The following is a 22,053-nucleotide window of genomic DNA, read 5'->3' on the forward strand; positions in this document are numbered from 1 at the left end:
CATAAAAAAACCGCCATCAGGCGGTTTTTTTATTTCTATCGAGATTAACGGTGCGCCAGCTCGGCGTCGTCTTCACTTTCCAGAATGGCTTTGTCGGTCTGCTTCAGCCACTGGCTGGTCAGCGTACCGGCAGTCATGGAGCCGCTCACGTTCAGCGCGGTACGGCCCATATCGATCAGCGGTTCAACGGAGATCAGCAGGGCGACCAGCGTGACGGGCAGGCCCAGCGCGGGCAGCACAATCAGCGCGGCGAAGGTTGCACCGCCGCCGACACCTGCAACGCCGGCGGAGCTGATGGTAACAATCCCGACTAGCGTGGCGATCCAGACCGGATCCAGCGGGTTGATACCCACGGTTGGGGCAACCATCACCGCCAGCATCGCCGGGTAGAGCCCCGCACAGCCGTTCTGACCGATGGTAGCACCAAAGGAGGCAGAGAAGCTGGCGATAGATTCCGGCACGCCCAGACGACGGGTCTGTGCTTCAACGTTCAGCGGAATAGACGCTGCGCTGGAACGGCTGGTGAAGGCAAAGGTCAGTACCGGCCATACTTTGCGGAAGTATTTCAGCGGGCTGACGCCGTTCACGCCCAGCAGGATACCGTGCACCACGAACATAATGCCCAGGCCCAGATAAGAGGCGACAACGAAGCTGCCCAGCTTAATGATGTCCTGCAGGTTAGAGCCGGCTACCACTTTGGTCATCAGTGCCAGAACGCCGTATGGCGTCAGCTGCATGACCAGACGGACCAGCTTCATCACCCAGCTTTGCAGGGTATCAATCGCCATCAGCACGCGTTCGCCTTTCGGCGCGTCGTCTTTCAGCAGCTTAAGCGCAGCCACGCCCAGGAATGCCGCGAAGATCACCACGCTGATGATAGAGGTTGGGCTTGCACCGGTCAGGTCAGCAAACGGGTTCTTCGGAATGAAGGAGAGGACCATCTGCGGAACCGTCAGATCAGCCACTTTACCCACGTAGTTGGTTTGAATTGCGGTCAGACGCGCCGTTTCAGCGGTACCCTGAACCAGACCTTCGGCCGTCAGGCCAAACAGGTTGGTAACCAGCACCCCCACCAGCGCGGCAATCAGCGTGGTAAAGAGCAGCGTACCAATAGTCAGAAAGCTGATTTTACCCAGCTGAGTTGCGTTGTGCAGACGGGCTACGGCGCTCAGAATAGAGGCGAACACCAGCGGCATAACGATCATCTGCAGCAGTTGGACGTAGCCGTTACCGACAATGTTGAACCACTGAATGGACTCTTTCAGTACCGGATTATCGGAGCCGTAGACGGCGTGTAAGGCCAGACCAAACGCCACACCCATGACCAGACCGACCAGTACTTTTTTCGCCAGGCTCCACTGTTTGTGGCGCGCCTGCGCGAGAAGCAATAGTAATACGACGAACACGACTATGTTCGCGATGAGTGGAAAGTTCATCCCCGTTCTCCTGATTTATTATGTGGGATCGGTTTTTCCCGATCCTGTTGGCGGAAGGTTAGCAGAAGTGTGATGTGGCGCTTATATCCAAATGGAATGGTTTATGACAAATGGAATGATTTTGTTGGTTTACTGTTCAATCTGGTGATGAATAAAACGATTGAACTGAAATTGCAGCGAATTGATCATCTGGGAAGACCAGCGCACTGCACTGTTTTCGGGCAAGGTTTGCGGCATCCAGACGGCGTAGGCGAACAGCGCCATGCACAGCACGCGTTCAAGCTGATTCCCTTTCTGCGGCGCAAGGATCGGAAAACGGAAACGCCAGCGGCAGGGCCAAAGCAACGGCACGCCCGCGGGCGTCAGCATATCGGCGAGGATATGGCTTAAATAACCCAGCACCATGCCCTGAATGGCATCGCCCGGCACTATCCAGCTTTCAGGGACTTTTAAATAGAAAAGCGTGAGCAGGCCAAAAACGGCCAGCAGGCTGTGGGTAAACCCGCGGTGGCCGAACGCGCGGGCGATGGGCTTCGACACCCACTTCAGGCGCTGTCCGAGGAAGGATTTTGGGTGGTCAATGTCGGGCAGGAGACAGGTTAAAACGGCGGAAGGGACAATATGCCACCAGTCTCCCTGTGCAAGCACGGGAGTAAGTTCTGCGTTTTTGGCAAATACTGCGCACGCAATTGAAAAAAGCAGGTGGCCTTCCGCCGTCATGATAAAACCCACGAAACTGTCAATTTATACAGTATAGGGTTTTTATACAGTGGGCGAAAGAGGTGACGGTGTAACTGTTTGTCACAAACGCGCCTCAGCGCACCAGCCAGCCGCCGTCGACGGCTAAGGTGTGACCATTCACGTAATCTGATGCGGGGGAGGCTAAAAAGACGACCGGCCCCTGAAGGTCATCCGGTACTCCCCATCGACCCGCCGGGATGCGGTCAAGGATCTCCGCGTTACGCTGTTCGTTATCGCGCAGCTGCTGCGTGTTGTTCGTCGCCATGTAGCCCGGCGCGATGGCATTCACGTTGATGCCATGTAGCGCCCACTCATTTGCCAGCAGGCGCGTGATCCCCAGTACGCCACTTTTCGAGGCGGTATACGACGGCACGCGAATGCCGCCCTGAAAGGAGAGCATAGAGGCGATATTGATAATTTTGCCGCCCTGGCCCTGGGTGATAAATCGCTTAGCGACCGCCTGAGAGAGGAAAAAGAGCGACTTGAGATTCAGGTTCATAACGTCATCCCAGTCTTTTTCGCTGAACGTCAGAGCCTCCTCCCGGCGAATCGTCCCAGCATTGTTCACCAGAATATCAATTCGTCCCATCTCCGCCACGGCGGTGTCCACGACGTACTGAAGATTTTCCTGCTGGCTCAGATCGGCCCGAATAGCCACAAAACGTCTTCCCAGGGCGGTGACGGCGCTGGCCGTTTTCTCTGGAGCTTTGCGATTTACCCCAACGATATCGCAACCTGCCTGCGCCAGCGCAATAGCCATACCTTGCCCCAGCCCGGTATCGCACCCGGTGATGAGGGCTACTTTGCCTGAAAGAGTAAAGGTGTCCAGTATCATACGCGCCTCAGAAGCTGGTTATCGTCGTGTTGACGTTAAAGATAGGAGGCCGGGATGAGAAAAGCAAACAAAATGAAACTGTGTTTTGTTTTTATCAGGCAGCATGACGCTGCCTGTAGGAGGGGCGCTATTCGCCGCGCAGGTGTTGTACCGTCAGTTCAGCCAGCGAATTCAGCTTAACGTCGGCAAGAGCATACCGCGGATCGTGGCGGTTTTCTTCATCGGGAACCACAATGGAGCGCATACGCGCGGCTTTGGAGGCCACCATGCCGTTTACTGAATCTTCCAGCGCGACGCAGGTAAGCGGATCAAGACCCAGCTTCGCGGCACAGTCCATATAGACCTGCGGATGTGGCTTGCTGTAGGGCAGTTTTTCCGCAGACGCCAGGGCGTCAAAACTGTCGCGCAGCTCAAACATGATCAGCACTTTTTCCAGCATATGCAGCGGTGAAGCGGAAGCCAGGCCAACCTTCAGCCCCTGAGATTTGCACAGCGCGATAGCCTCATGTACGCCCGGCAAGAGCGGCTTGTTCTCCTCCACCAGCGCGATGGCGCGGCTGATAATTCGCGAGGTGACTTCGTCGCGATCGGGCCCAACCCACGGCTGTTGGGCGTACCACAGGTCAACGACCATATCAATACGCAGGCCCAGCGTGTCGGGAAGTTCATTACGGCGACTGATATCAACGCCCAGGCTGGCCATCACGTCCAGCTCGGCGCGATCCCACAACGGCTCGGAATCAATCAGTAATCCATCCATGTCAAAAATAGCGGCAAGTATCTGGCGCGGTGTCGACATCACAACGTCTCCTTATCCAGGTGTTCGACAGACGATAAGTGCTAAGCACAGTCTGCAATTTAGCATATTGCTTTTAAAGAGCGGGCGAAATTGATGTCCAGCAGGTAGACTTAGGCTCAAATCACGCGTCTTTATGAAGAGGAACTGATGACGTATCAACAAGCTGGACGCATTGCTGTCTTAAAACGTATTGCAGGCTGGGTGATTTTTATTCCTGCCGTCATTTCTACGCTGATATCCGTGCTGAAGTTTATGTACGATCACAGCGAAAAACAGCCGGGCATTAATGCGGTAATGCTTGATTTTGCGCATGTCATGATTGAGATGGTGCGGTTTAACACCCCGTTCCTGAACGTCTTCTGGTTCAACTCGCCAACGCCGGACTTTCACCAGCAGCTGAATGTTGGGTTCTGGATTATCTATGCGCTGATTTTTATTGCGATGGCGCTGCAGGCATCGGGCGCACGAATGAGTCGCCAGACCCGTTTTTTACGCGAAGGGGTGGAAGATCAGCTTATCCTTGAGAAGGCGAAAGGTCCTGAAGGAATGAGCCGGGAGCAGATTGAATCCCGCATTGTGGTGCCTCGTCACACCATTTTCCTGCAAATTTTCCCGCTCTATATCCTGCCGGTTATCATCATCGTGGCGGGATATTTCTTCTTCTCACTGCTCGGTTTTCTGTAACGAATTAGGGTGGCGGCAAGGCCACCCGTTTTGTCTTTAAGCCGCAAGCACGCGTTCAAGCGCGCGCTGGGCGTTGACCAGATGTTGCCCGCCAAAAAGAATGGCTCGGTTCATCAGCGTATAGAGCTGATACACGGGCTGGCGCTCAAGGAAGTCCGGCGGCAGGGGGGAGACAGACTGATAGCCATCGTATATTTGCGGCGGTTGTTCGGGATGCAGGGGCAACATGGCCAAATCGCACTCTCTGTCGCCCCAGTAGCAGGCCGGGTCGAAGATATACGGGCCGTTGGGGCCCAGCGCGCAGTTATCGGACCATAAATCACCGTGTAGCAAAGACGCCTGAGGCTGGTGGGAGGCCAGGCGCTGTTGCACATGCTCGACGATGGCATCAATGTTGCCAAATTCCAGCCCTTTCTCTGCTGCCAGTTCAAGCTGCCATCCGATGCGCTGCTCGGCAAAGAACGTCGACCAGCGGCGCTGCCAGGCATTGGGCTGCGGCGTGGTGGAAAGGTCGTTGTCGAAGTCGAGACCAAACTGGGGCTGGTCGCTCCACTGGTGCAGGCGCGCTAACTGTTGCCCGAGAATAAAGGCATTATGGGCGTCCAACGGGCGGGCAGGGAGATAGTCCATCACCAGAAAGCTGTAGTCCCGGTCACTGCCCACGGCCAGCACCTCAGGTACCGTCACCGTTTTACTGCGGGACAACAGTTCAAGCTGATCGGCTTCAGCGGTAAAAATCGGGAGCAGCTCTCGCTCGTCGCATTTAACGAACAGATCGCGTCCTGCGTAGCGTAAATGCCACGCGGCGTGAATTTCCCCGCCCGGCAGCTCGTTACGCAGTTCAATTTCACCTTCACCCAATTGCTCATGTAAAAGATGACTGATAGCCTGCCACATGTTGACTCTCCCATGTTGTCTGCCAGATCATAAAGTTAGCGCATAACTGCGGTAAAAAAATACGAACTAACGCACACCTGAGCGGATTAATTTCATGCAGGGCACTTATTGTTCTTTTTTCTGCCAGCGTTCCCACGTCTCCACGGTGATGTCGGCAGGCTTGTCGGTCACGCTTTCCACCAGGCTGGCGGCCAGCGCATGCACCTCTTCTTCACTCAGGGCTGCGATCAGGCCAAACGCCAGGGTGCCTAAATCATGAATATGACCTTCGTCATCCGTTAGCGTGAACAGGAAATTCGCCCGTGTAAAGGCATTGTTGAGCTCGTTAAGCTCGGTCAGCGATGCTTCATGAAGGCTGATGGTCACGACGTAGCGGGTGATATCACCACTGCTCATAATTCACCTCGTTGTTATCCTGAAAGTTTTTTTAGCATAGTCGATACGCCATATTTGGCGACTTCCACAGATATCCCCCCCTCCGTCAGGAGGGGGATATATCGGTTAGCTTCGTGACAGGTAATCGACGATTTTCTGCGTATCGGCAAGCGAACACAGGCGCGTTCCCTGATTGATGGTGGCGGCACTCCCCGCCGCGACGCCATAGCGCGTCATCTCCAGAAGTGATGCGCCCTGCGCCAGCTTCAGCGCCATCGCGCCGACCATACTGTCGCCTGCGCCGACGGTGCTCTGGCTCTTCATTGGGGGCGGAACAACCTGCACAAAGCCCGTCTTGTCGACGGCCAGCGCACCCTGAGGACCGAGAGAGACGACAACGCGGTGCGCTTTGCCGCTGCGAACCAGTTCTTCTGCGGCAGTACGCACGTCATCCGGCTGGCTAAGTTCGCGATTAACAAGCGCACTCAGTTCTTTCTGGTTAGGCTTAACGAGCTCAAGCTGTCCGGGTTCTAATGCCGCCTGCAGGGCTTCGCCTGAACTGTCGACAATGCAGCGAATGCCGCGCTGAAGTACGGCATCAACCAGTGCTGTCAGCTTTTCTGTTTTGACGCCTGGCGGCAGGCTACCGCTGATGACCAGCAGCGAGCCGCTTTCAATGGTTAGCACCTTCTCTTCCAGCTGACGAAACTCATCATCGCTCAGCCTGGCGCCTGGCATAACGAAACGATACTGTTCCCCGCTGGACTCAACGTGGACATGCAGGTTCTGCCGGGTCCAGTCTTTGGCGTCAACGGTATCCACGGCAACCTGTTCATCGGCCAGCAAGGCAACAAGATGCTCCCCCGTTGCACCACCGGCCGGAAAGATGGCAGTCGCTTTACCACCGAGGTGGGTAATCGCGCGCGCAACGTTAATCCCGCCACCGCCCGGCTCAAATACGGGTGCGCTACAGCGTAGTTTACCTTCCGGGTAAATCTGCGGCGTTATGGTCGCGGAGTCGAGGGAAGGGGAGAGCGTCAGCGTATAAATAGAAGCCATCATAACCTCCTTTTAGCATGGGTTCTTTTAAGCCTGGCACCGATCGACAGGAAGGCAATGTAAATAACAGTATGATTTTAAAAATGAATGCTGACATAAATGCGATGAGGGATATATAAAATAAAACGCGTTTTGAGATCGTTCTTATTCAAAAAATGAAATAAGAAAATATTGCTATGTTATTTGCGCCTTTTTATAATTTGTTACCTTTCTCTGGACGCCTTGTCATTGATCCTCAAGAAAGTTTCCGAGACCGTGGTGGTCTCTTTTTTTGTTGTACGGACTCCTTAAATAAAATGAAGCTTTTGAAGACAGTACCCGCAGCACTGATGCTGGCGGGTGGCGTTTTTGCATCACTGAATGCAGCCGCCGATGACACCGTTTTTACTGTCATGGACGATCCCTCCACTGCCAAAAAACCGTTTGAAGGTAACCTGAACGCCGGGTATCTCGCGCAATCGGGTAATACGAAAAGCTCTTCTCTGACGGCGGACAGCACCCTGACCTGGTACGGCAATACCACTGCATGGTCGCTGTGGGGGAATGCCAGCAACACGTCCGCTAACGATGAACGCTCATCCGAGAAATACACGGTCGGTGGACGTAGCCGTTACAACATGACCGACTATGACTACATCTTTGGTCAGGCAAGTTGGTTAACCGACCGCTTCAACGGCTATCGCCAGCGCGATGTGTTCACCGCCGGTTATGGTCGTCAGTTCCTGAATGGTCCGGTACACAGCCTCCGTTTCGAATTCGGTCCTGGTGTCCGCTATGACGAGTACACCAATGGCGAAAATGAAACCCAGCCGCTGGGCTATGCTTCCGGCACGTATGCCTGGCAGATGACCGACAACACCAAATTTACGCAGGGTGTTTCTGTGTTTGGTGCCGAGGATACGACGCTGAATTCCGAAAGTGCTTTGAATGTGGCTATCAATGAACACTTCGGTTTGAAATTGGCCTACAACGTGACCTGGAACTCTTCACCGCCAGAAACGGCACCGGATCATACCGATCGCAGAACCACGATTTCGCTGGGCTATAAAATGTAATCATAGCGGGCCGATGAAAGTGTCGGCCCGTTTTCATTATTATGGTTAACCCGCGCCAATAAATTTTCATCACGCGCAACGGCATTTATTTTTATTTGTACTTAGCCCCAAATCATTGCCGCCCACCGAAATAACAGCATTGCACCGCAGATGGCAACCAGCACCAGCACCATTTTCCAGTGTTTTACGGCAAATCGTTTTGTTGGCATAACTTAATCCTTGTTCGTTGATACGCATAGTCTATCAAACGGGGCCAAAAGATGCGCCTTCCCGGGAGCGATCGAGTTATGCCAACAAGGGGTCGGCTTAGAACCAGTGGAATCGTTCGGCGAGGATCAACACTAGACCTGTTGCGGAAAGGATGTTCAAAATCACAACCGTTCTACTGGATACATTCATGGTATGCACCTGTTGATATAAAAGGCATGTTCAAGAGTAGCCCAGCATGTCTGAAATGCGAGCGCCGGAGAGATGCAATCTGCAAATTTACGCTACGTGCCAGCCCATCATTCTGGCTGCAGAGGGTGCAATCTCCTTGCTGATAGTGTTAACATTACGTCGCTTGCCGTAAATCCGCATTAATCTGAATTCGGCAGGTGCATGATGACGAACCAATTTGACGATTGTTGGTCAGATGGTGTCGTAATCTATTGTCAAATCACGATTATTTTCTTTGTATATGCTCTTATGTGTGGGGCATCACTGCAAATAAGGATATAAAATGCCTGTAATTACTCTTCCTGATGGCAGCCAACGCCATTTCGACCACGCTGTTAGCCCTATGGATGTCGCCCTTGACATCGGTCCTGGCCTCGCGAAAGCGACCATCGCCGGCCGTGTTAACGGTGAACTGGTTGATGCGTCCGATCTGATTGAAAACGATGCGACGCTTGCAATCATCACCGCGAAAGACGAAGAAGGTCTGGAGATCATTCGTCACTCCTGCGCACACCTGTTGGGTCATGCTATCAAGCAGCTGTGGCCAAACACCAAAATGGCGATCGGTCCGGTTATCGACAACGGTTTCTACTACGACGTTGATCTTGACCACACCCTGACCCAGGAAGATATCGACGCGCTCGAAAAACGTATGCACGAGCTCGCCGAGACCAACTATGACGTCATCAAGAAGAAAGTCAGCTGGCACGAAGCGCGTGAAACCTTCGTCAAGCGTGGCGAGAGCTATAAAGTCTCTATTCTCGATGAAAACATTGCTCATGATGACAAGCCTGGCTTGTACCATCACGAAGAATACGTCGACATGTGCCGTGGACCGCACGTGCCGAACATGCGCTTCTGTCATCATTTCAAACTGATGAAGATCGCCGGCGCCTACTGGCGTGGCGACAGCAACAACAAGATGTTGCAGCGTATCTATGGTACCGCATGGGCGGATAAGAAAGCCCTGAACGCGTACCTGCAGCGCCTGGAAGAGGCCGCGAAGCGTGACCACCGTAAAATCGGTAAGCAGCTTGACCTGTACCACATGCAGGAAGAAGCGCCGGGTATGGTGTTCTGGCATAACGATGGCTGGACTATCTTCCGTGAACTGGAAACGTTCGTACGTTCCAAGCTGAAAGAGTACCAGTATCAGGAAGTGAAAGGCCCGTTCATGATGGACCGTGTGCTGTGGGAAAAAACCGGCCACTGGGACAACTACAAAGATGCGATGTTCACCACCTCGTCCGAGAACCGTGAATACTGCATCAAGCCAATGAACTGCCCGGGGCACGTTCAGATCTTCAACCAGGGTCTGAAATCCTACCGCGACCTGCCGCTGCGTATGGCGGAGTTCGGTAGCTGCCACCGTAACGAGCCATCAGGCGCGCTGCACGGTCTGATGCGCGTGCGTGGCTTTACGCAGGATGATGCGCATATCTTCTGTACTGAAGATCAGGTTCGTGATGAAGTTAACGCCTGTATTCGTATGGTCTACGATATGTACAGCACCTTTGGCTTCGAGAAGATCGTGGTCAAACTCTCAACGCGTCCGGAAAAACGTATCGGTAGCGATGAGACCTGGGATCGCGCAGAAGCGGATCTCGCCGTAGCGCTGGAAGAGAACGGTATTCCGTTCGAATACCAGCTGGGCGAGGGTGCATTCTACGGTCCGAAAATTGAATTTACCCTGTATGACTGCCTCGATCGCGCATGGCAGTGCGGTACTGTACAGCTGGACTTCTCCCTGCCGCAGCGTTTAAGCGCCTCTTATGTTGGCGAAGACAACGAGCGTCAGGTACCGGTCATGATTCACCGTGCTATTCTCGGTTCTCTGGAGCGCTTCATCGGCATCCTGACCGAAGAGTTCGCGGGCTTCTTCCCAACCTGGCTTGCGCCAGTGCAGGTCGTGGTGATGAACATTACCGATTCTCAGGCAGATTACGTTAAAGAATTGACGCAGAAACTACAAAATGCGGGCATTCGCGTAAAAGCAGACTTGAGAAATGAGAAGATTGGCTTTAAAATCCGCGAGCACACTTTACGTCGTGTCCCGTATATGTTGGTCTGTGGTGATAAAGAGGTGGAAGCAGGCAAAGTTGCCGTTCGCACCCGCCGTGGTAAAGACCTGGGCAGCCTGGACGTAAGTGAAGTGATTGAGAAGCTGCAACACGAGATTCGCAGCCGCAGTCTTCAACAACTGGAGGAATAAGGTATTAAAGGCGGAAAACGAGTTCAAACGGCACGTCCGAATCGTATCAATGGCGAGATTCGCGCCCAGGAAGTTCGCTTAACAGGTCTGGAAGGCGAGCAGCTGGGGATTGTGAGTCTGAGAGAAGCGATCGAAAAGGCTGAAGAAGCTGGAGTAGATTTAGTTGAAATCAGCCCTAACGCCGAACCGCCAGTTTGTCGTATCATGGACTACGGCAAGTTCCTTTATGAAAAGAGTAAGTCTTCTAAGGAACAGAAGAAGAAGCAAAAAGTTATCCAGGTTAAGGAAATCAAATTCCGTCCTGGTACCGACGATGGCGATTATCAGGTAAAACTCCGCAGCCTGATTCGCTTTCTGGAAGATGGCGATAAGGCCAAGATCACACTGCGTTTCCGCGGTCGTGAGATGGCCCACCAACAGATTGGTATGGAAGTGCTTAACCGCGTCCGTGACGATCTGAGTGAACTGGCAGTAGTCGAATCCTTCCCTACGAAGATCGAAGGCCGCCAGATGATCATGGTGCTCGCTCCTAAGAAGAAACAGTAAGGCCTTCAAGCAGCAAAATCTGTGGAGCCTTCGGGTTTCATAGGTTTTGTTCGCCTATGTTTCGTTTATTTAACAATGCGAAGTGGAAGTTATTAAGATGCCAAAAATTAAGACCGTACGCGGTGCTGCTAAGCGCTTCAAAAAAACCGGTGGTGGTGGATTTAAGCGTAAGCACGCAAACCTGCGTCATATTCTGACCAAAAAATCTACTAAGCGTAAACGTCACCTGCGTCCAAAAGGCCTTGTTTCTAAAGGCGATCTGGGTCTGGTTATCGCGTGCCTGCCGTACGCATAAGCCGTTAACGTTTAATTTTTTACTAAGAATATAGATACAGGAGAGCACATATGGCTCGCGTAAAACGTGGTGTAATTGCACGTGCACGTCACAAGAAAATTTTGAAACAAGCTAAAGGCTACTACGGTGCGCGTTCACGCGTATACCGCGTTGCCTTCCAGGCTGTTATCAAAGCAGGTCAGTACGCTTACCGTGACCGTCGTCAGCGTAAGCGTCAGTTCCGTCAACTGTGGATTGCGCGTATCAACGCAGCAGCACGTCAGAACGGTATTTCTTACAGCAAATTCATCAACGGCCTGAAAAAAGCCTCTGTTGAAATCGACCGTAAGATCCTGGCTGACATCGCAGTATTCGACAAAGTAGCGTTCACCGCTCTGGTCGAAAAAGCGAAAGCAGCACTGGCATAAGCCAGTTGAGAGAGGGGGCCTGGCTCCCTCTTTTCATTTAACACCATCAGAAGATTGACATTTATCCGTGCAGGCTTTTCAATAAGGTCTTACCGGTTTTTACCCAACAAGGTAACGCAAGCATGAATGCTGCTATTTTCCGCTTCTTCTTTTACTTTAGCACCTGACTCCAGGAGGCTAGCGCGTGAAAGATGAAACGAAAAACAGCGCCAGATAAGCCTCCCGATGGAGGCTTTTTTTGTGCCTGAATTTGAGAGAATAACTCCACCAAATCGGTGTCTGCACCGACATAATGAGGAAAATCATGTCACATCTCGCAGAGCTGGTTGCCAGTGCAACAGCCGCCATTAATCAGGCCTCAGATGTTGCCGCGTTAGACAATGTCCGCGTCGAATATCTTGGGAAGAAAGGGCACCTGACCCTTCAAATGACAACCCTGCGTGAACTGCCGCCAGAAGAACGCCCGGCAGCGGGTGCGGTGATTAACGAAGCCAAAGAGCAGGTTCAGCAGGCGCTGAACGCGCGTAAGGCCGAACTGGAGAGCGCGGTACTAAACGCGCGTCTTGCGGCAGAAACCATCGACGTTTCTCTGCCGGGTCGCCGTATTGAAAACGGTGGTCTGCATCCGGTTACCCGTACTATCGATCGTATTGAAAGTTTCTTCGGTGAGCTCGGCTTTACCGTGGCGACTGGCCCGGAAATCGAAGATGATTACCACAACTTCGACGCCCTGAACATTCCTGGCCATCATCCGGCACGCGCTGACCACGACACTTTCTGGTTTGACGCGACGCGTCTGCTGCGTACCCAGACCTCTGGCGTTCAGATCCGTACCATGAAGGATCAGGAACCGCCAATCCGCATCATCGCGCCGGGCCGCGTGTATCGTAACGACTACGATCAGACCCACACCCCAATGTTCCACCAGATGGAAGGTCTGATTGTTGATAAAAACATCAGCTTCACCAACCTGAAGGGCACGCTGCACGATTTCCTGAACAACTTCTTTGAGGAAGATTTGCAGGTTCGTTTCCGTCCGTCCTACTTCCCGTTCACCGAACCGTCTGCGGAAGTTGACGTGATGGGTAAAAACGGCAAATGGCTGGAAGTGCTGGGCTGCGGCATGGTGCATCCAAACGTGCTGCGCAACGTGGGCATCGATCCGGAAGTTTATTCCGGCTTTGCGTTCGGCATGGGCATGGAGCGTTTGACCATGTTGCGCTACGGCGTGACCGACTTACGTGCATTCTTCGAAAACGATCTGCGTTTCCTCAAACAGTTTAAATAAGGGCAGGACAGAACAATGAAATTCAGTGAACTGTGGTTACGCGAATGGGTTAACACCACGCTGGACAGCGAAGCGCTTTCCAACCAGATCACCATGGCGGGCCTGGAAGTTGACGGCGTTGAGCCGGTTTCCGGTGCCTTCAACGGCGTCGTGGTGGGTGAAGTAGTCGAGTGCGGCCAGCACCCTAACGCTGACAAACTGCGCGTGACAAAAGTGAACGTAGGCGGCGACCGTCTGCTGGACATCGTCTGCGGTGCGCCAAACTGCCGTCAGGGCCTGAAGGTGGCCGTGGCGACCGTCGGTGCCGTGCTGCCGGGTGATTTCAAAATCAAAGCGGCCAAGCTGCGCGGTGAGCCGTCTGAAGGCATGCTGTGCTCGTTCTCCGAGCTGGGTATTTCCGACGACCACAACGGCATCATCGAGCTGCCGCTGGATGCGCCAGTTGGCACCGATATCCGTGAATACCTGAAGCTTGATGACAATACTATCGAAATCAGCGTCACGCCAAACCGTGCCGACTGCTTAGGTATCATCGGCGTGGCGCGCGACGTTGCCGTACTGAACCAGACCGAACTCAACGCGCCGGAGATTGTGCCGGTTGAAGCGACCATCAGTGACGTGCTGCCGATTCAGGTTGACGCTGCTGATGCCTGCCCGCGCTACCTCGGTCGCGTGGTAAAAGGCATTAACGTTAAAGCGCCAACCCCGCTTTGGATGAAAGAGAAGCTGCGCCGCTGCGGTATCCGCTCAATCGACGCCGTGGTTGACGTCACTAACTACGTTCTGCTGGAGCTGGGCCAGCCGATGCACGCGTTCGATAAAGATCGTATCGACGGCGGCATCGTTGTGCGCATGGCGAAAGAGGGGGAAACCCTGGTGCTGCTGGACGGCACAGAAGCCAAACTAAACGCCGACACCCTGGTGATTGCTGACCACAGCAAAGCGCTGGCGATGGGCGGTATCTTTGGTGGCGAACACTCTGGCGTCAACGACGAAACGCAAAACGTCCTGCTGGAGTGTGCGTTCTTCAGCCCGCTCTCCATCACCGGCCGCGCGCGCCGTCACGGCCTGCACACCGACGCGTCTCACCGCTACGAGCGCGGCGTTGATCCGGCGCTGCAGTACAAAGCGATGGAGCGTGCAACCCGCCTGCTGATCGACATCTGCGGCGGCGAAGCGGGTCCGGTTATCGACGTCACCAACGAAGCGACCCTGCCGAAGCGTGCGACCATTACCCTGCGCCGCAGCAAGCTGGATCGCCTGATTGGTCACCACGTTGCCGACGCGCAGGTGACCGACATCCTGACGCGCCTGGGCTGCGAAGTGACCGAAGGTCAGGACGAGTGGAAGGCCGTTGCGCCATCATGGCGTTTCGACATGGAAATTGAAGAAGATCTGGTGGAAGAAGTGGCCCGTGTTTACGGCTACAACAACATCCCTGACGAGCCTGTGCAGGCGGGTCTGGTGATGGGCGCCCACCGTGAAGCCGACCTGTCCCTGAAGCGTGTGAAAACCATGCTGAACGACAAAGGCTACCAGGAAGTGATCACCTACAGCTTCGTTGATCCTAAGCTGCAGCAGCTGATCCACCCGGGTCAGGAAGCGCTGATCCTGCCAAGCCCAATCTCCAGCGAAATGTCTGCGATGCGTCTGTCCCTGTGGACGGGCCTGCTGGGGACTATCGTTTACAACCAGAACCGCCAGCAAAACCGCGTGCGCATTTTCGAAAGCGGTTTGCGCTTTGTGCCGGATAATCAGGCAAATTTAGGCATCCGTCAGGATCTCATGCTGGCTGGCGCCATCAGCGGTAACCGCTACGAAGAGCACTGGGACCTGGCAAAAGGCACGGTTGATTTCTACGATATGAAGGGCGATCTGGAAGCGATTCTGGATCTGACCGGTAAATTATCTGAAATTGAGTTCCGCGCGGAAGCGATTCCTGCGCTCCATCCGGGCCAGAGCGCGGCGATTTATTTAGACGGCAAACGCGTTGGTTTCATTGGCGTTGTCCACCCGGAGCTGGAGCGTAAGCTGGACCTGAACGGCCGTACCATCGTGTTCGAGCTGGAGTGGAGCCCGGTTGCAGACCGCGTCATTCCTCAGGCGCAGGACGTCTCCCGCTTCCCGGCGAACCGCCGTGATATCGCGGTTGTGGTCGCTGAAAACGTGCCCGCAGCAGATATTTTGGCCGAATGTAAGAAAGTTGGCGTAAATCAGGTAGTTGGCGTAAACTTATTTGACGTGTACCGCGGCAAGGGCGTAGCAGAAGGTTTCAAGAGCCTCGCTATCAGCCTTATCCTTCAGGATACCAGCCGTACACTCGAAGAAGAGGAGATTGCCGCTACCGTCGCCAAATGTGTAGAGGCATTAAAAGAGCGATTCCAGGCATCATTGAGGGATTGAACCTATGGCGCTTACAAAAGCTGAAATGTCAGAATATCTGTTTGATAAGCTTGGGCTTAGCAAACGGGATGCCAAAGAGCTGGTAGAGCTGTTTTTCGAAGAGATCCGTCGTGCTCTGGAAAATGGTGAGCAGGTAAAACTCTCCGGTTTTGGCAATTTTGATTTGCGAGACAAAAACCAACGTCCGGGCCGTAACCCGAAGACGGGGGAAGATATTCCCATTACAGCCCGCCGCGTGGTGACCTTCAGACCCGGCCAGAAGTTAAAGAGCCGCGTCGAAAACGCAACGCCTAAAGCAGAGTAATATGAACTAACCAAAAAGGCCGCCCACGCGGCCTTTTTTCTTTGCGCTCTCCGGCAAACACGCCGTAAAATCAATTACATCACTCGCTAACAAACCGTACACATGCTTGATTATGCTCATCGCCAGCACCGTTCCGATCGGCGTCGCCTGCTTCTGCTGGTGCTGCTGCTTATTCTTGCCGCGGGTATTAGCCTCTGCGCAGGCGACAGCTGGATCGGGCCTGAAAGCTGGCTGGGGCCTGACGGGCAGCTCTTCGTCTGGCAAATTCGCCTGCCGCGCACCGTCGCGGTGATCCTGGTCGGCGCCGCGCTGGCGCTGTCTGGCACCATTATGCAGGCGCTGTTCGAAAACCCGCTGGCGGAGCCCGGCCTGCTGGGGGTGTCGAACGGTGCAGGCGTCGGGCTGATTGCGGCGGTGATGCTGGGCGGGGGAGAACTCTCCGGCTGGAGCATTAGCCTGAGCGCCATTCTCGGCGCACTGCTGATCACAGTCATTCTTCTTCGCTTCGCCAGACGTCACCTGTCGACCAGCCGGCTGCTGCTTGCCGGCGTCGCGCTGGGGATCATCTGTAGCGCGCTGATGACCTGGGCGGTCTACTTCTCGACCTCCTTTGACCTGCGTCAGCTCATGTACTGGATGATGGGCGGCTTTGGCGGCGTTGATTGGCACCAGGGCTGGCTAATGGCGCTGCTGGTGCCGGTCATCGCGTGGGCTGCGCTGCAGGCCCAGCCGCTGAATCGGCTCGCGCTGGGGGAAATCTCTGCCCGCCAGCTCGGCATGCCGATTGGTTTCTGGCGTAACGTACTGGTCATTGCCATTGGCTGGCTGGTAGGCGTGAGCGTGGCCCTGGCGGGGGCGATTGGCTTTATCGGGCTGGTCATTCCGCACATGCTGCGTCTTTGCGGCTTCACGGATCATCGAACCTTGCTTCCGGCCTCGGCGGTTGCCGGGGCAGCCACGCTGCTGGTGGCCGACATCATCGCCCGTCTCGCCCTGACGGCCGCAGAATTGCCTGTTGGCGTGGTGACCGCAACGCTGGGCGCGCCAGTCTTTATCTGGCTACTATTAAAAGCTGGACGTTAAATCGACAACCTGAGGAAATGCTATGCAGTCAGATATCCTGAATACCGAAGTGACCACCATTGATGGGGATAACACCACGCTGGAAAGCTACAAAGGCAAGGTGTTGCTCATCGTCAACGTGGCATCGAAATGCGGCCTGACGCCGCAGTACGAGCAGTTGGAGAATATTCAGAAGGCCTGGGAGAAAGACGGTTTTACCGTGCTGGGCTTCCCGTGCAACCAGTTCCTGGGCCAGGAGCCGGGCAGCGAAGAAGAGATCAAAACCTTCTGCAGCACCACTTATGGCGTGACGTTCCCGATGTTCAGCAAAATTGACGTCAACGGTGAAGACCGCCATCCGCTGTATGCGAAGCTGATTGCCGCCGCGCCGAAGGCCGTTGCGCCGGAAGATAGCGGTTTTTACGAGCGCATGGCCAGCAAAGGCCGCGCGCCGCTCTATCCGGACGATATTCTGTGGAACTTCGAAAAATTCCTGATTGGTCGTGACGGCCAGGTCGTTCAGCGTTTTTCGCCGGATATGACGCCTGAGGACCCGATCGTCATGGAATCTATTAAGCTGGCGCTGGCGAAATAATGTCGCTGCTGATGCAGCTCACGGACGTCGCCGAGAAGGGGCGTCTGGAGCCGGTAACCTGCGACATCAATTCGGGTGAAATCCTGCATCTCGTCGGGCCAAACGGCGCGGGTAAAAGTACGCTGCTGGCGCGGATGGCGGGGCTGACCACCGGGCCAGGGCAGATTACGCTGCTGGAACATGCTTTGGTCGACTGGTCACCCGCCTCGCTGGCCCACCGGCGCAGCTACCTGGTGCAGCAGCAGGTACCGCCTTTTGCGATGCCGGTCTGGCATTATCTGATGCTGCATCTGCACGACAAACAGCATACGGCACTGCTGGAGGAAGTGGCTGCAGCGTTAGGGCTGGAAGATAAACTGTCCCGGCATGCCAGCCAGCTTTCCGGGGGGGAATGGCAGCGGGTGCGTCTGGCGGCGGTCATTCTGCAGATCCATCCCGCGGGCAATCCTCACGGGAGGATGCTGCTGCTGGATGAACCGATGAGCGGTCTGGATGTTGCCCAGCAGGCGGCGCTGGATAGCCTGCTAAGCGCTCTGAGCAGGAAAGGTATCGCCGTAGTGATGAGCAGCCACGATCTTAACCATACGTTACGTCACGCCCATCGCGTGTGGCTCCTGTCGCGCGGCAGGATGATCGCCAGCGGTACGCGGGATCGGGTCCTTACGCCGCCAAATCTTGCCCGCGCCTACAACATGTCGTTCCGCAGGCTGGATATAGAGGGACATAAGATGCTGATTTCTACCGGGCAGGAGTAACCGTTTCTTGCCTGTGAACACAATTGCACGCTAAATTACCAAAAGAACAATAAAAGCAGAGGATTCGTCTGAAAATGCGATTCTGGTTTCTCTTCGTGGCGGCACTCTTTCTTGCGGGATGCAGCAGCCATCGTGCACCGCCGCCTAATCCGCGGCTATCGGATTCTATCACTGTTATTGCCAGCCTTAACGATCAGCTGAGCAACTGGCGCGGCACGCCTTACCGCTACGGCGGCATGAGCCGCGGCGGGGTGGACTGCTCAGGCTTTGTCCTGATGACGTTTCGTGACAAGTTTGATTTACAGCTTCCGCGAGACACGCGCAAGCAGGCGGAAATAGGCACTGAAATTGATAAAGACGATCTCCTTCCCGGTGATCTGGTCTTTTTCAAAACCGGATCGGGAGAAAGCGGCCTGCATGTTGGGATATATGATACAGACAATCAGTTTATTCATGCCTCTACCAGCCGCGGCGTGATGCGCTCTTCTCTCGATAACGTGTACTGGCGTAAAAATTTCTGGCAGGCGCGACGTATTTAGACTGCCCGAACACGTTTCTTATGTCGGCATGGTAACTATTAAACCATGCCGTTTTTCTCAAATAAGCTGATTAAAGTTAAATTTACCTAAATTAGCAACATCCTTATGTGTCTGTTTTATCTAAAACTGGCTATTACTCAGTAACCAGGATAAGATTATTTTAGATTCAGGGATAAATCTGAAAATTAATACGGAACTAATGAAATTAAACTTATTAAAATCAAGACAGTGGAATTGTGTCAGCAATTGCTCCAGGATGTCCTCTCTCATCTTTAATGCGGGGCGAGTGCAATGATTATTACGCTAGATAATGCTTACCAGTCTGAACTGATGCTTCTGCCTGCCCGTAATAGCGCAGGCGAGCTAAAAGGTTTAGAAATACTGGTTAACTTTACTGGCGTCGGCACCGATGTGAGGATCCCCACTGAGCTCGTTATCCCTCGGCTTTCAGCGGCAGAGGAGTTAGCGCTGTTTAACGAAAAACTGCAATTGCTTGATACCTGTAAACTGTTTTTTATTCAGCATCAGTTAATTGCATGGATCAATATTACACCAGCAATTGTTGAATTTTTATTAAGTAATGGGAATGCTGTTTCAATTCTTGAGCGTTATCCGTTTCTTGAGTTTACTGTTAATGAGAACTATCCAGGTTTAAATAACGGAAAGGACGATCTGCAGCTGGCAAGAATGGCGATCCATTTTCCGCTGGTGCTGGCAAACTTTGGAGCCGGTGCTGCATCGCTCAAGGCCGTCTATGATGGATTATTTAAACGGGTTATTCTTGATAAAGGATTCATCCAGCAGCGTGCTTCTGAGCTTTCTTTCGAGCCTTTTATGCGCGCGATCCTCTGGCAAATAACGCCGCACTGCCAGTCGGTGATCGTCTCCGGCATTGACGACCACGGTTTGCTGCAGCGCGTTCTGTCCTTCAATTTTGGTGCCATGCAGGGTGCGCTCTGGCCAGCCGTCTCGGCGGAGCACGTCACGACGCTGGTTCAACAGCGATAACCCTGCCTTTCGCCCGTGTTTAAGTCCGGGTAAACCCTCTACACTAAAGGCAGGAGGACTTATGACCCTGTCTTTTACTGCTCACTGGCATGACGAGTTGCCTGGCTTTTACACCGCACTCAAACCAACACCGTTACATAATTCACGTCTTATCTGGCATAACGAACGGCTGGCCGATGAGCTGGCTATTCCGCCCGATCTGTTTCAGCGTTCAGACAGTGCTGGCGTCTGGGGAGGCGAGACGCTTCTCCCCGGTATGCAGCCTCTGGCCCAGGTCTATAGCGGACACCAGTTTGGCGTCTGGGCGGGGCAGCTGGGTGACGGCAGGGGGATCCTGCTCGGCGAACAACGGCTTCCCAACGGGGAGACGGTTGACTGGCATCTGAAAGGCGCAGGTCTTACCCCTTACTCACGAATGGGCGACGGGCGCGCGGTATTGCGGTCAACGATACGCGAAAGTCTGGCATCCGAAGCGATGCATGCGCTGGGGATTCCCACCACCCGCGCGCTGTCGATCGTCACCAGCGACACGCCGGTGACGCGCGAAACGGTGGAAAAGGGGGCGATGCTGATGCGCATAGCGCAAAGCCATCTCCGCTTTGGTCATTTTGAGCACTTTTACTATCGCCGCGAGCCGGACAAGGTTCGCCAGCTCGCGGACTTCGCCATTCGCCACCACTGGGCGCATCTGCAGGATGAGGCGGATAAATACGTTCTCTGGTTCCGGGACGTGGTTGCCCGTACCGCCACGATGATTGCGCGCTGGCAAACGGTGGGCTTTGCTCACGGGGTCATGAATACGGACAACATGTCGATTCTCGGCCTGACCTTTGATTACGGTCCGTTTGGTTTCCTGGACGATTATCAGCCGGGGTATATCTGCAACCATTCTGACTATCAGGGGCGTTACAGCTTTGACAATCAGCCGGCGGTTGGGCTGTGGAACCTCCAGCGGCTCGCACAAACCTTATCGCCGTTTATTGACGTTGATGCCCTGAACGATGCGCTCGACAGCTATCAGGACCTTTTGCTACGGGAATACGGCACGCTGATGCGTAACAAGCTGGGGCTGATGACCCAGGAGAAGGGCGACAACGACATCCTCAACGGCCTGTTTACCCTGATGGCGCGTGAAGGGAGCGATTACACCCGCACCTTCCGAATGCTGGGCCAGACGGAGCAGCACAGCGCCGCCTCGCCGCTGCGCGACGAGTTTATTGACCGTCAGGCGTTTGACGACTGGTTTGCACAGTACCGCACGCGGCTGCAGCAGGAGCAGGTAGACGACGCTACCCGTCAGGCGCAGATGAACGCAGCGAATCCCGCGATGGTATTACGCAACTGGCTGGCGCAGCGGGCGATTGAGCAGGCAGAGCAGGGTGAGTACGACGAGTTACACCGGCTGCATCTGGCGTTGCGCACGCCGTTTGCCGACCGGGATGATGACTACGTCAGCCGCCCGCCCGACTGGGGCAAGCGGCTGGAGGTCAGCTGCTCAAGCTAGCGATTTTAGCCGGGCGGCGACGTTGCCTTACCCGGCCTGTTCATCACTGAGCAACCCAGCCGCCATCCATATTCCACGCAGCGCCGCGAACGTTCACGGCGCCGTCGCTGCACAAAAACAGCGCCAGCTCGCCCAGCTGTTCCGGGGTAACAAACTCCCCTGAAGGCTGTTTCTCCGCCAGAAGCTGTTCGCGAGCCTGCTCCGGCGGTACGCCGTCCGCGATACGTTTGTCGATTTGCTGCTGCACCAGCGGGGTCAGTACCCAGCCGGGGCAAATAGTATTGGCGGTAATACCCGTGCGGGCGGTTTCCAGCGCCAGGGATTTGGTAAAGCCCACCACGCCGTGCTTGGCCGCAACGTAGGCCGATTTCTCTTTCGACGCGACCAGCCCGTGAACGGAGGCGATATTGATGACGCGCCCCCAGTTTTTATCCCGCATGGTCGGCAGCGCCAGCCGGCTGGTGTGAAACACCGCGGAAAGATTAATGGCGATAATGTCGTTCCATTTCTCTACCGGGAAGGCGTCAACCGGGGCCACGTGCTGGATCCCGGCGTTGTTCACAAGAATGTCCACGCCGCCAAACTGCGATTCGGCGTAGCGCATCATGGCCTCAATCTGCAATACGTCCCGCAGATCCGCATCGTGATAGCCCGGCTTTTTGCCCAGTTGCGCAATCTCTTCTCGTGCCGATCCGCTGTCGCCGAAGCCGTTGAGGATCAGCTGCGCGCCCGCCTTCGCCAGCACGCGGGCGATCCCCAGACCAATGCCGCTGGTTGAGCCGGTGACCAGGGCGGTTTTACCGTTCAGATTCATTT

At 54.6% G+C, this 22,053-nt stretch carries 26 protein-coding genes and 1 other annotated feature; of the genes, 16 read left to right on the plus strand and 10 right to left on the minus strand.

Annotated features, from left to right (window positions below; all coding sequences use genetic code 11):
- Positions 1-44: 44 nt before the first annotated feature.
- From IM284_RS03330 to hxpB, 4 genes are all read right to left on the minus strand, one after another.
- Positions 45-1,436: an L-cystine transporter gene (locus tag IM284_RS03330; RefSeq protein ID WP_047368351.1), complete on the minus strand. Its 1,392-nt coding sequence runs from the start codon at positions 1,434-1,436 to the stop codon at positions 45-47.
- 129 nt (positions 1,437-1,565) lie between these two features.
- On the minus strand, positions 1,566-2,156 hold the full coding sequence (locus IM284_RS03335) for a metal-dependent hydrolase (RefSeq protein WP_032644865.1): 591 nt from the start codon (positions 2,154-2,156) through the stop codon (positions 1,566-1,568).
- Between the two features lie 94 nt (positions 2,157-2,250).
- Positions 2,251-3,012: a 2-dehydro-3-deoxy-D-gluconate 5-dehydrogenase KduD gene (gene kduD, locus IM284_RS03340; RefSeq protein WP_047368352.1), complete on the minus strand. Its 762-nt coding sequence runs from the start codon at positions 3,010-3,012 to the stop codon at positions 2,251-2,253.
- A gap of 127 nt (positions 3,013-3,139) precedes the next feature.
- Positions 3,140-3,811 (minus strand): hexitol phosphatase HxpB, encoded by a 672-nt coding sequence (gene hxpB, locus IM284_RS03345; RefSeq protein WP_047368353.1) that lies wholly within the window; start codon positions 3,809-3,811, stop codon positions 3,140-3,142.
- A 147-nt stretch (positions 3,812-3,958) separates the two neighbouring features.
- Here hxpB and IM284_RS03350 point away from each other — a divergent pair, with 147 nt between their 5' ends.
- Entirely contained in the window at positions 3,959-4,495 is a 537-nt protein-coding gene (locus IM284_RS03350) for a YniB family protein (RefSeq protein ID WP_045261585.1), read from the plus strand.
- Positions 4,496-4,531: 36 nt separating this feature from the next.
- On the opposite strand, the gene IM284_RS03355 is transcribed toward IM284_RS03350, so the two are convergent.
- The 3 genes from IM284_RS03355 to pfkB all read right to left on the minus strand — a co-directional run bounded on the left by IM284_RS03355 (position 4,532) and on the right by pfkB (position 6,826).
- The gene (locus tag IM284_RS03355) at positions 4,532-5,392 is read right to left on the minus strand and encodes a fructosamine kinase family protein (RefSeq protein WP_041910453.1); all 861 of its coding nucleotides are present in this window, start codon (positions 5,390-5,392) and stop codon (positions 4,532-4,534) included.
- A gap of 105 nt (positions 5,393-5,497) precedes the next feature.
- Positions 5,498-5,788, minus strand: coding sequence for a type V toxin-antitoxin system endoribonuclease antitoxin GhoS (gene ghoS / locus IM284_RS03360; RefSeq protein ID WP_047368354.1), 291 nt, complete (start codon positions 5,786-5,788; stop codon positions 5,498-5,500).
- A gap of 105 nt (positions 5,789-5,893) precedes the next feature.
- Entirely contained in the window at positions 5,894-6,826 is a 933-nt protein-coding gene (gene pfkB / locus IM284_RS03365; protein ID WP_041910452.1) for a 6-phosphofructokinase II, read from the minus strand.
- Positions 6,827-7,122: 296 nt separating this feature from the next.
- Here pfkB and IM284_RS03370 point away from each other — a divergent pair, with 296 nt between their 5' ends.
- Positions 7,123-7,881, plus strand: coding sequence for a YdiY family protein (locus tag IM284_RS03370; RefSeq protein ID WP_047368355.1), 759 nt, complete (start codon positions 7,123-7,125; stop codon positions 7,879-7,881).
- A 101-nt stretch (positions 7,882-7,982) separates the two neighbouring features.
- Here the strand turns inward: IM284_RS03370 and yniD are convergent, their stop codons facing one another.
- Entirely contained in the window at positions 7,983-8,090 is a 108-nt protein-coding gene (gene yniD / locus IM284_RS03375; RefSeq protein WP_088205299.1) for a small membrane protein YniD, read from the minus strand.
- Positions 8,091-8,187: 97 nt separating this feature from the next.
- Positions 8,188-8,280 carry a stress response membrane protein YncL gene (gene yncL / locus IM284_RS03380; protein WP_071787459.1) on the minus strand — a complete coding sequence of 31 codons (93 nt, stop codon included), beginning with the start codon at positions 8,278-8,280 and terminating at the stop codon, positions 8,188-8,190.
- A 322-nt stretch (positions 8,281-8,602) separates the two neighbouring features.
- Here yncL and thrS point away from each other — a divergent pair, with 322 nt between their 5' ends.
- From thrS to selO, 14 genes are all read left to right on the plus strand, one after another.
- A complete protein-coding gene (gene thrS / locus IM284_RS03385; protein ID WP_047368356.1) occupies positions 8,603-10,531 on the plus strand; it encodes a threonine--tRNA ligase in 1,929 nt (642 codons plus the stop codon).
- Positions 10,532-10,534: 3 nt separating this feature from the next.
- A complete protein-coding gene (gene infC, locus IM284_RS03390; protein ID WP_023616141.1) occupies positions 10,535-11,077 on the plus strand; it encodes a translation initiation factor IF-3 in 543 nt (180 codons plus the stop codon).
- A gap of 97 nt (positions 11,078-11,174) precedes the next feature.
- The gene (rpmI, locus tag IM284_RS03395; protein ID WP_003030583.1) at positions 11,175-11,372 is read left to right on the plus strand and encodes a 50S ribosomal protein L35; all 198 of its coding nucleotides are present in this window, start codon (positions 11,175-11,177) and stop codon (positions 11,370-11,372) included.
- Positions 11,373-11,422: 50 nt separating this feature from the next.
- Positions 11,423-11,779, plus strand: a complete 357-nt coding sequence (gene rplT, locus IM284_RS03400) for a 50S ribosomal protein L20 (RefSeq protein ID WP_000124850.1) — start codon at positions 11,423-11,425, stop codon at positions 11,777-11,779.
- Positions 11,780-11,896: 117 nt separating this feature from the next.
- Positions 11,897-12,021 (plus strand) — a sequence feature (Phe leader region).
- Positions 11,902-11,946, plus strand: a complete 45-nt coding sequence (gene pheM, locus IM284_RS03405) for a pheST operon leader peptide PheM (RefSeq protein WP_001386830.1) — start codon at positions 11,902-11,904, stop codon at positions 11,944-11,946. (Overlaps the previous feature by 45 nt.)
- A gap of 62 nt (positions 12,022-12,083) precedes the next feature.
- On the plus strand, positions 12,084-13,067 hold the full coding sequence (gene pheS, locus IM284_RS03410; RefSeq protein ID WP_010426091.1) for a phenylalanine--tRNA ligase subunit alpha: 984 nt from the start codon (positions 12,084-12,086) through the stop codon (positions 13,065-13,067).
- Positions 13,068-13,082: 15 nt separating this feature from the next.
- Positions 13,083-15,470 carry a phenylalanine--tRNA ligase subunit beta gene (gene pheT / locus IM284_RS03415; protein WP_028012816.1) on the plus strand — a complete coding sequence of 796 codons (2,388 nt, stop codon included), beginning with the start codon at positions 13,083-13,085 and terminating at the stop codon, positions 15,468-15,470.
- Positions 15,471-15,474: 4 nt separating this feature from the next.
- Complete coding sequence (ihfA, locus tag IM284_RS03420) at positions 15,475-15,774, plus strand: integration host factor subunit alpha (RefSeq protein WP_003857805.1); 300 nt, start codon at positions 15,475-15,477, stop codon at positions 15,772-15,774.
- 102 nt (positions 15,775-15,876) lie between these two features.
- Positions 15,877-16,857, plus strand: coding sequence for a vitamin B12 ABC transporter permease BtuC (gene btuC, locus IM284_RS03425; RefSeq protein ID WP_045630141.1), 981 nt, complete (start codon positions 15,877-15,879; stop codon positions 16,855-16,857).
- A 22-nt stretch (positions 16,858-16,879) separates the two neighbouring features.
- Positions 16,880-17,431 carry a glutathione peroxidase gene (locus IM284_RS03430; RefSeq protein ID WP_047368357.1) on the plus strand — a complete coding sequence of 184 codons (552 nt, stop codon included), beginning with the start codon at positions 16,880-16,882 and terminating at the stop codon, positions 17,429-17,431.
- Positions 17,431-18,186 carry a vitamin B12 ABC transporter ATP-binding protein BtuD gene (gene btuD, locus IM284_RS03435; RefSeq protein WP_047368358.1) on the plus strand — a complete coding sequence of 252 codons (756 nt, stop codon included), beginning with the start codon at positions 17,431-17,433 and terminating at the stop codon, positions 18,184-18,186. Before IM284_RS03430 ends, btuD begins: the two co-directional genes overlap by 1 nt.
- Positions 18,187-18,260: 74 nt before the next feature.
- Positions 18,261-18,725, plus strand: coding sequence for a C40 family peptidase (locus IM284_RS03440; RefSeq protein WP_028012820.1), 465 nt, complete (start codon positions 18,261-18,263; stop codon positions 18,723-18,725).
- A 291-nt stretch (positions 18,726-19,016) separates the two neighbouring features.
- Positions 19,017-19,733, plus strand: a complete 717-nt coding sequence (locus tag IM284_RS03445) for an EAL domain-containing protein (RefSeq protein ID WP_028012821.1) — start codon at positions 19,017-19,019, stop codon at positions 19,731-19,733.
- A gap of 61 nt (positions 19,734-19,794) precedes the next feature.
- Positions 19,795-21,237 carry a protein adenylyltransferase SelO gene (selO, locus tag IM284_RS03450; protein WP_047368359.1) on the plus strand — a complete coding sequence of 481 codons (1,443 nt, stop codon included), beginning with the start codon at positions 19,795-19,797 and terminating at the stop codon, positions 21,235-21,237.
- Positions 21,238-21,280: 43 nt separating this feature from the next.
- Here selO and IM284_RS03455 read toward each other — a convergent pair whose 3' ends face one another.
- Complete coding sequence (locus tag IM284_RS03455; protein ID WP_047368360.1) at positions 21,281-22,051, minus strand: 3-hydroxybutyrate dehydrogenase; 771 nt, start codon at positions 22,049-22,051, stop codon at positions 21,281-21,283.
- Between the last annotated feature and the right edge of the window lie 2 nt (positions 22,052-22,053).

The sequence above is a fragment of the Enterobacter cloacae complex sp. P12RS genome (assembly GCF_014895875.1).
Classification (GTDB): domain Bacteria; phylum Pseudomonadota; class Gammaproteobacteria; order Enterobacterales; family Enterobacteriaceae; genus Enterobacter; species Enterobacter bugandensis.

Coding starts and splice junctions, on each gene's coding strand:
- IM284_RS03455 (WP_047368360.1), bottom strand. CDS start 22,051: ATGAATCTGAACGGTAAAACCGCCCTGGTCACCGGCTCAACCAGCGGC.
- IM284_RS03370 (WP_047368355.1), top strand. CDS start 7,123: ATGAAGCTTTTGAAGACAGTACCCGCAGCACTGATGCTGGCGGGTGGC.
- btuC (WP_045630141.1), top strand. CDS start 15,877: ATGCTTGATTATGCTCATCGCCAGCACCGTTCCGATCGGCGTCGCCTG.
- IM284_RS03355 (WP_041910453.1), bottom strand. CDS start 5,392: ATGTGGCAGGCTATCAGTCATCTTTTACATGAGCAATTGGGTGAAGGT.
- IM284_RS03335 (WP_032644865.1), bottom strand. CDS start 2,156: ATGACGGCGGAAGGCCACCTGCTTTTTTCAATTGCGTGCGCAGTATTT.
- pheT (WP_028012816.1), top strand. CDS start 13,083: ATGAAATTCAGTGAACTGTGGTTACGCGAATGGGTTAACACCACGCTG.
- pfkB (WP_041910452.1), bottom strand. CDS start 6,826: ATGGCTTCTATTTATACGCTGACGCTCTCCCCTTCCCTCGACTCCGCG.
- IM284_RS03430 (WP_047368357.1), top strand. CDS start 16,880: ATGCAGTCAGATATCCTGAATACCGAAGTGACCACCATTGATGGGGAT.
- ihfA (WP_003857805.1), top strand. CDS start 15,475: ATGGCGCTTACAAAAGCTGAAATGTCAGAATATCTGTTTGATAAGCTT.
- rplT (WP_000124850.1), top strand. CDS start 11,423: ATGGCTCGCGTAAAACGTGGTGTAATTGCACGTGCACGTCACAAGAAA.
- rpmI (WP_003030583.1), top strand. CDS start 11,175: ATGCCAAAAATTAAGACCGTACGCGGTGCTGCTAAGCGCTTCAAAAAA.
- thrS (WP_047368356.1), top strand. CDS start 8,603: ATGCCTGTAATTACTCTTCCTGATGGCAGCCAACGCCATTTCGACCAC.
- selO (WP_047368359.1), top strand. CDS start 19,795: ATGACCCTGTCTTTTACTGCTCACTGGCATGACGAGTTGCCTGGCTTT.
- IM284_RS03350 (WP_045261585.1), top strand. CDS start 3,959: ATGACGTATCAACAAGCTGGACGCATTGCTGTCTTAAAACGTATTGCA.
- pheS (WP_010426091.1), top strand. CDS start 12,084: ATGTCACATCTCGCAGAGCTGGTTGCCAGTGCAACAGCCGCCATTAAT.
- kduD (WP_047368352.1), bottom strand. CDS start 3,012: ATGATACTGGACACCTTTACTCTTTCAGGCAAAGTAGCCCTCATCACC.
- ghoS (WP_047368354.1), bottom strand. CDS start 5,788: ATGAGCAGTGGTGATATCACCCGCTACGTCGTGACCATCAGCCTTCAT.
- IM284_RS03445 (WP_028012821.1), top strand. CDS start 19,017: ATGATTATTACGCTAGATAATGCTTACCAGTCTGAACTGATGCTTCTG.
- yncL (WP_071787459.1), bottom strand. CDS start 8,280: ATGAATGTATCCAGTAGAACGGTTGTGATTTTGAACATCCTTTCCGCA.
- btuD (WP_047368358.1), top strand. CDS start 17,431: ATGTCGCTGCTGATGCAGCTCACGGACGTCGCCGAGAAGGGGCGTCTG.
- IM284_RS03440 (WP_028012820.1), top strand. CDS start 18,261: ATGCGATTCTGGTTTCTCTTCGTGGCGGCACTCTTTCTTGCGGGATGC.
- yniD (WP_088205299.1), bottom strand. CDS start 8,090: ATGCCAACAAAACGATTTGCCGTAAAACACTGGAAAATGGTGCTGGTG.
- IM284_RS03330 (WP_047368351.1), bottom strand. CDS start 1,436: ATGAACTTTCCACTCATCGCGAACATAGTCGTGTTCGTCGTATTACTA.
- hxpB (WP_047368353.1), bottom strand. CDS start 3,811: ATGTCGACACCGCGCCAGATACTTGCCGCTATTTTTGACATGGATGGA.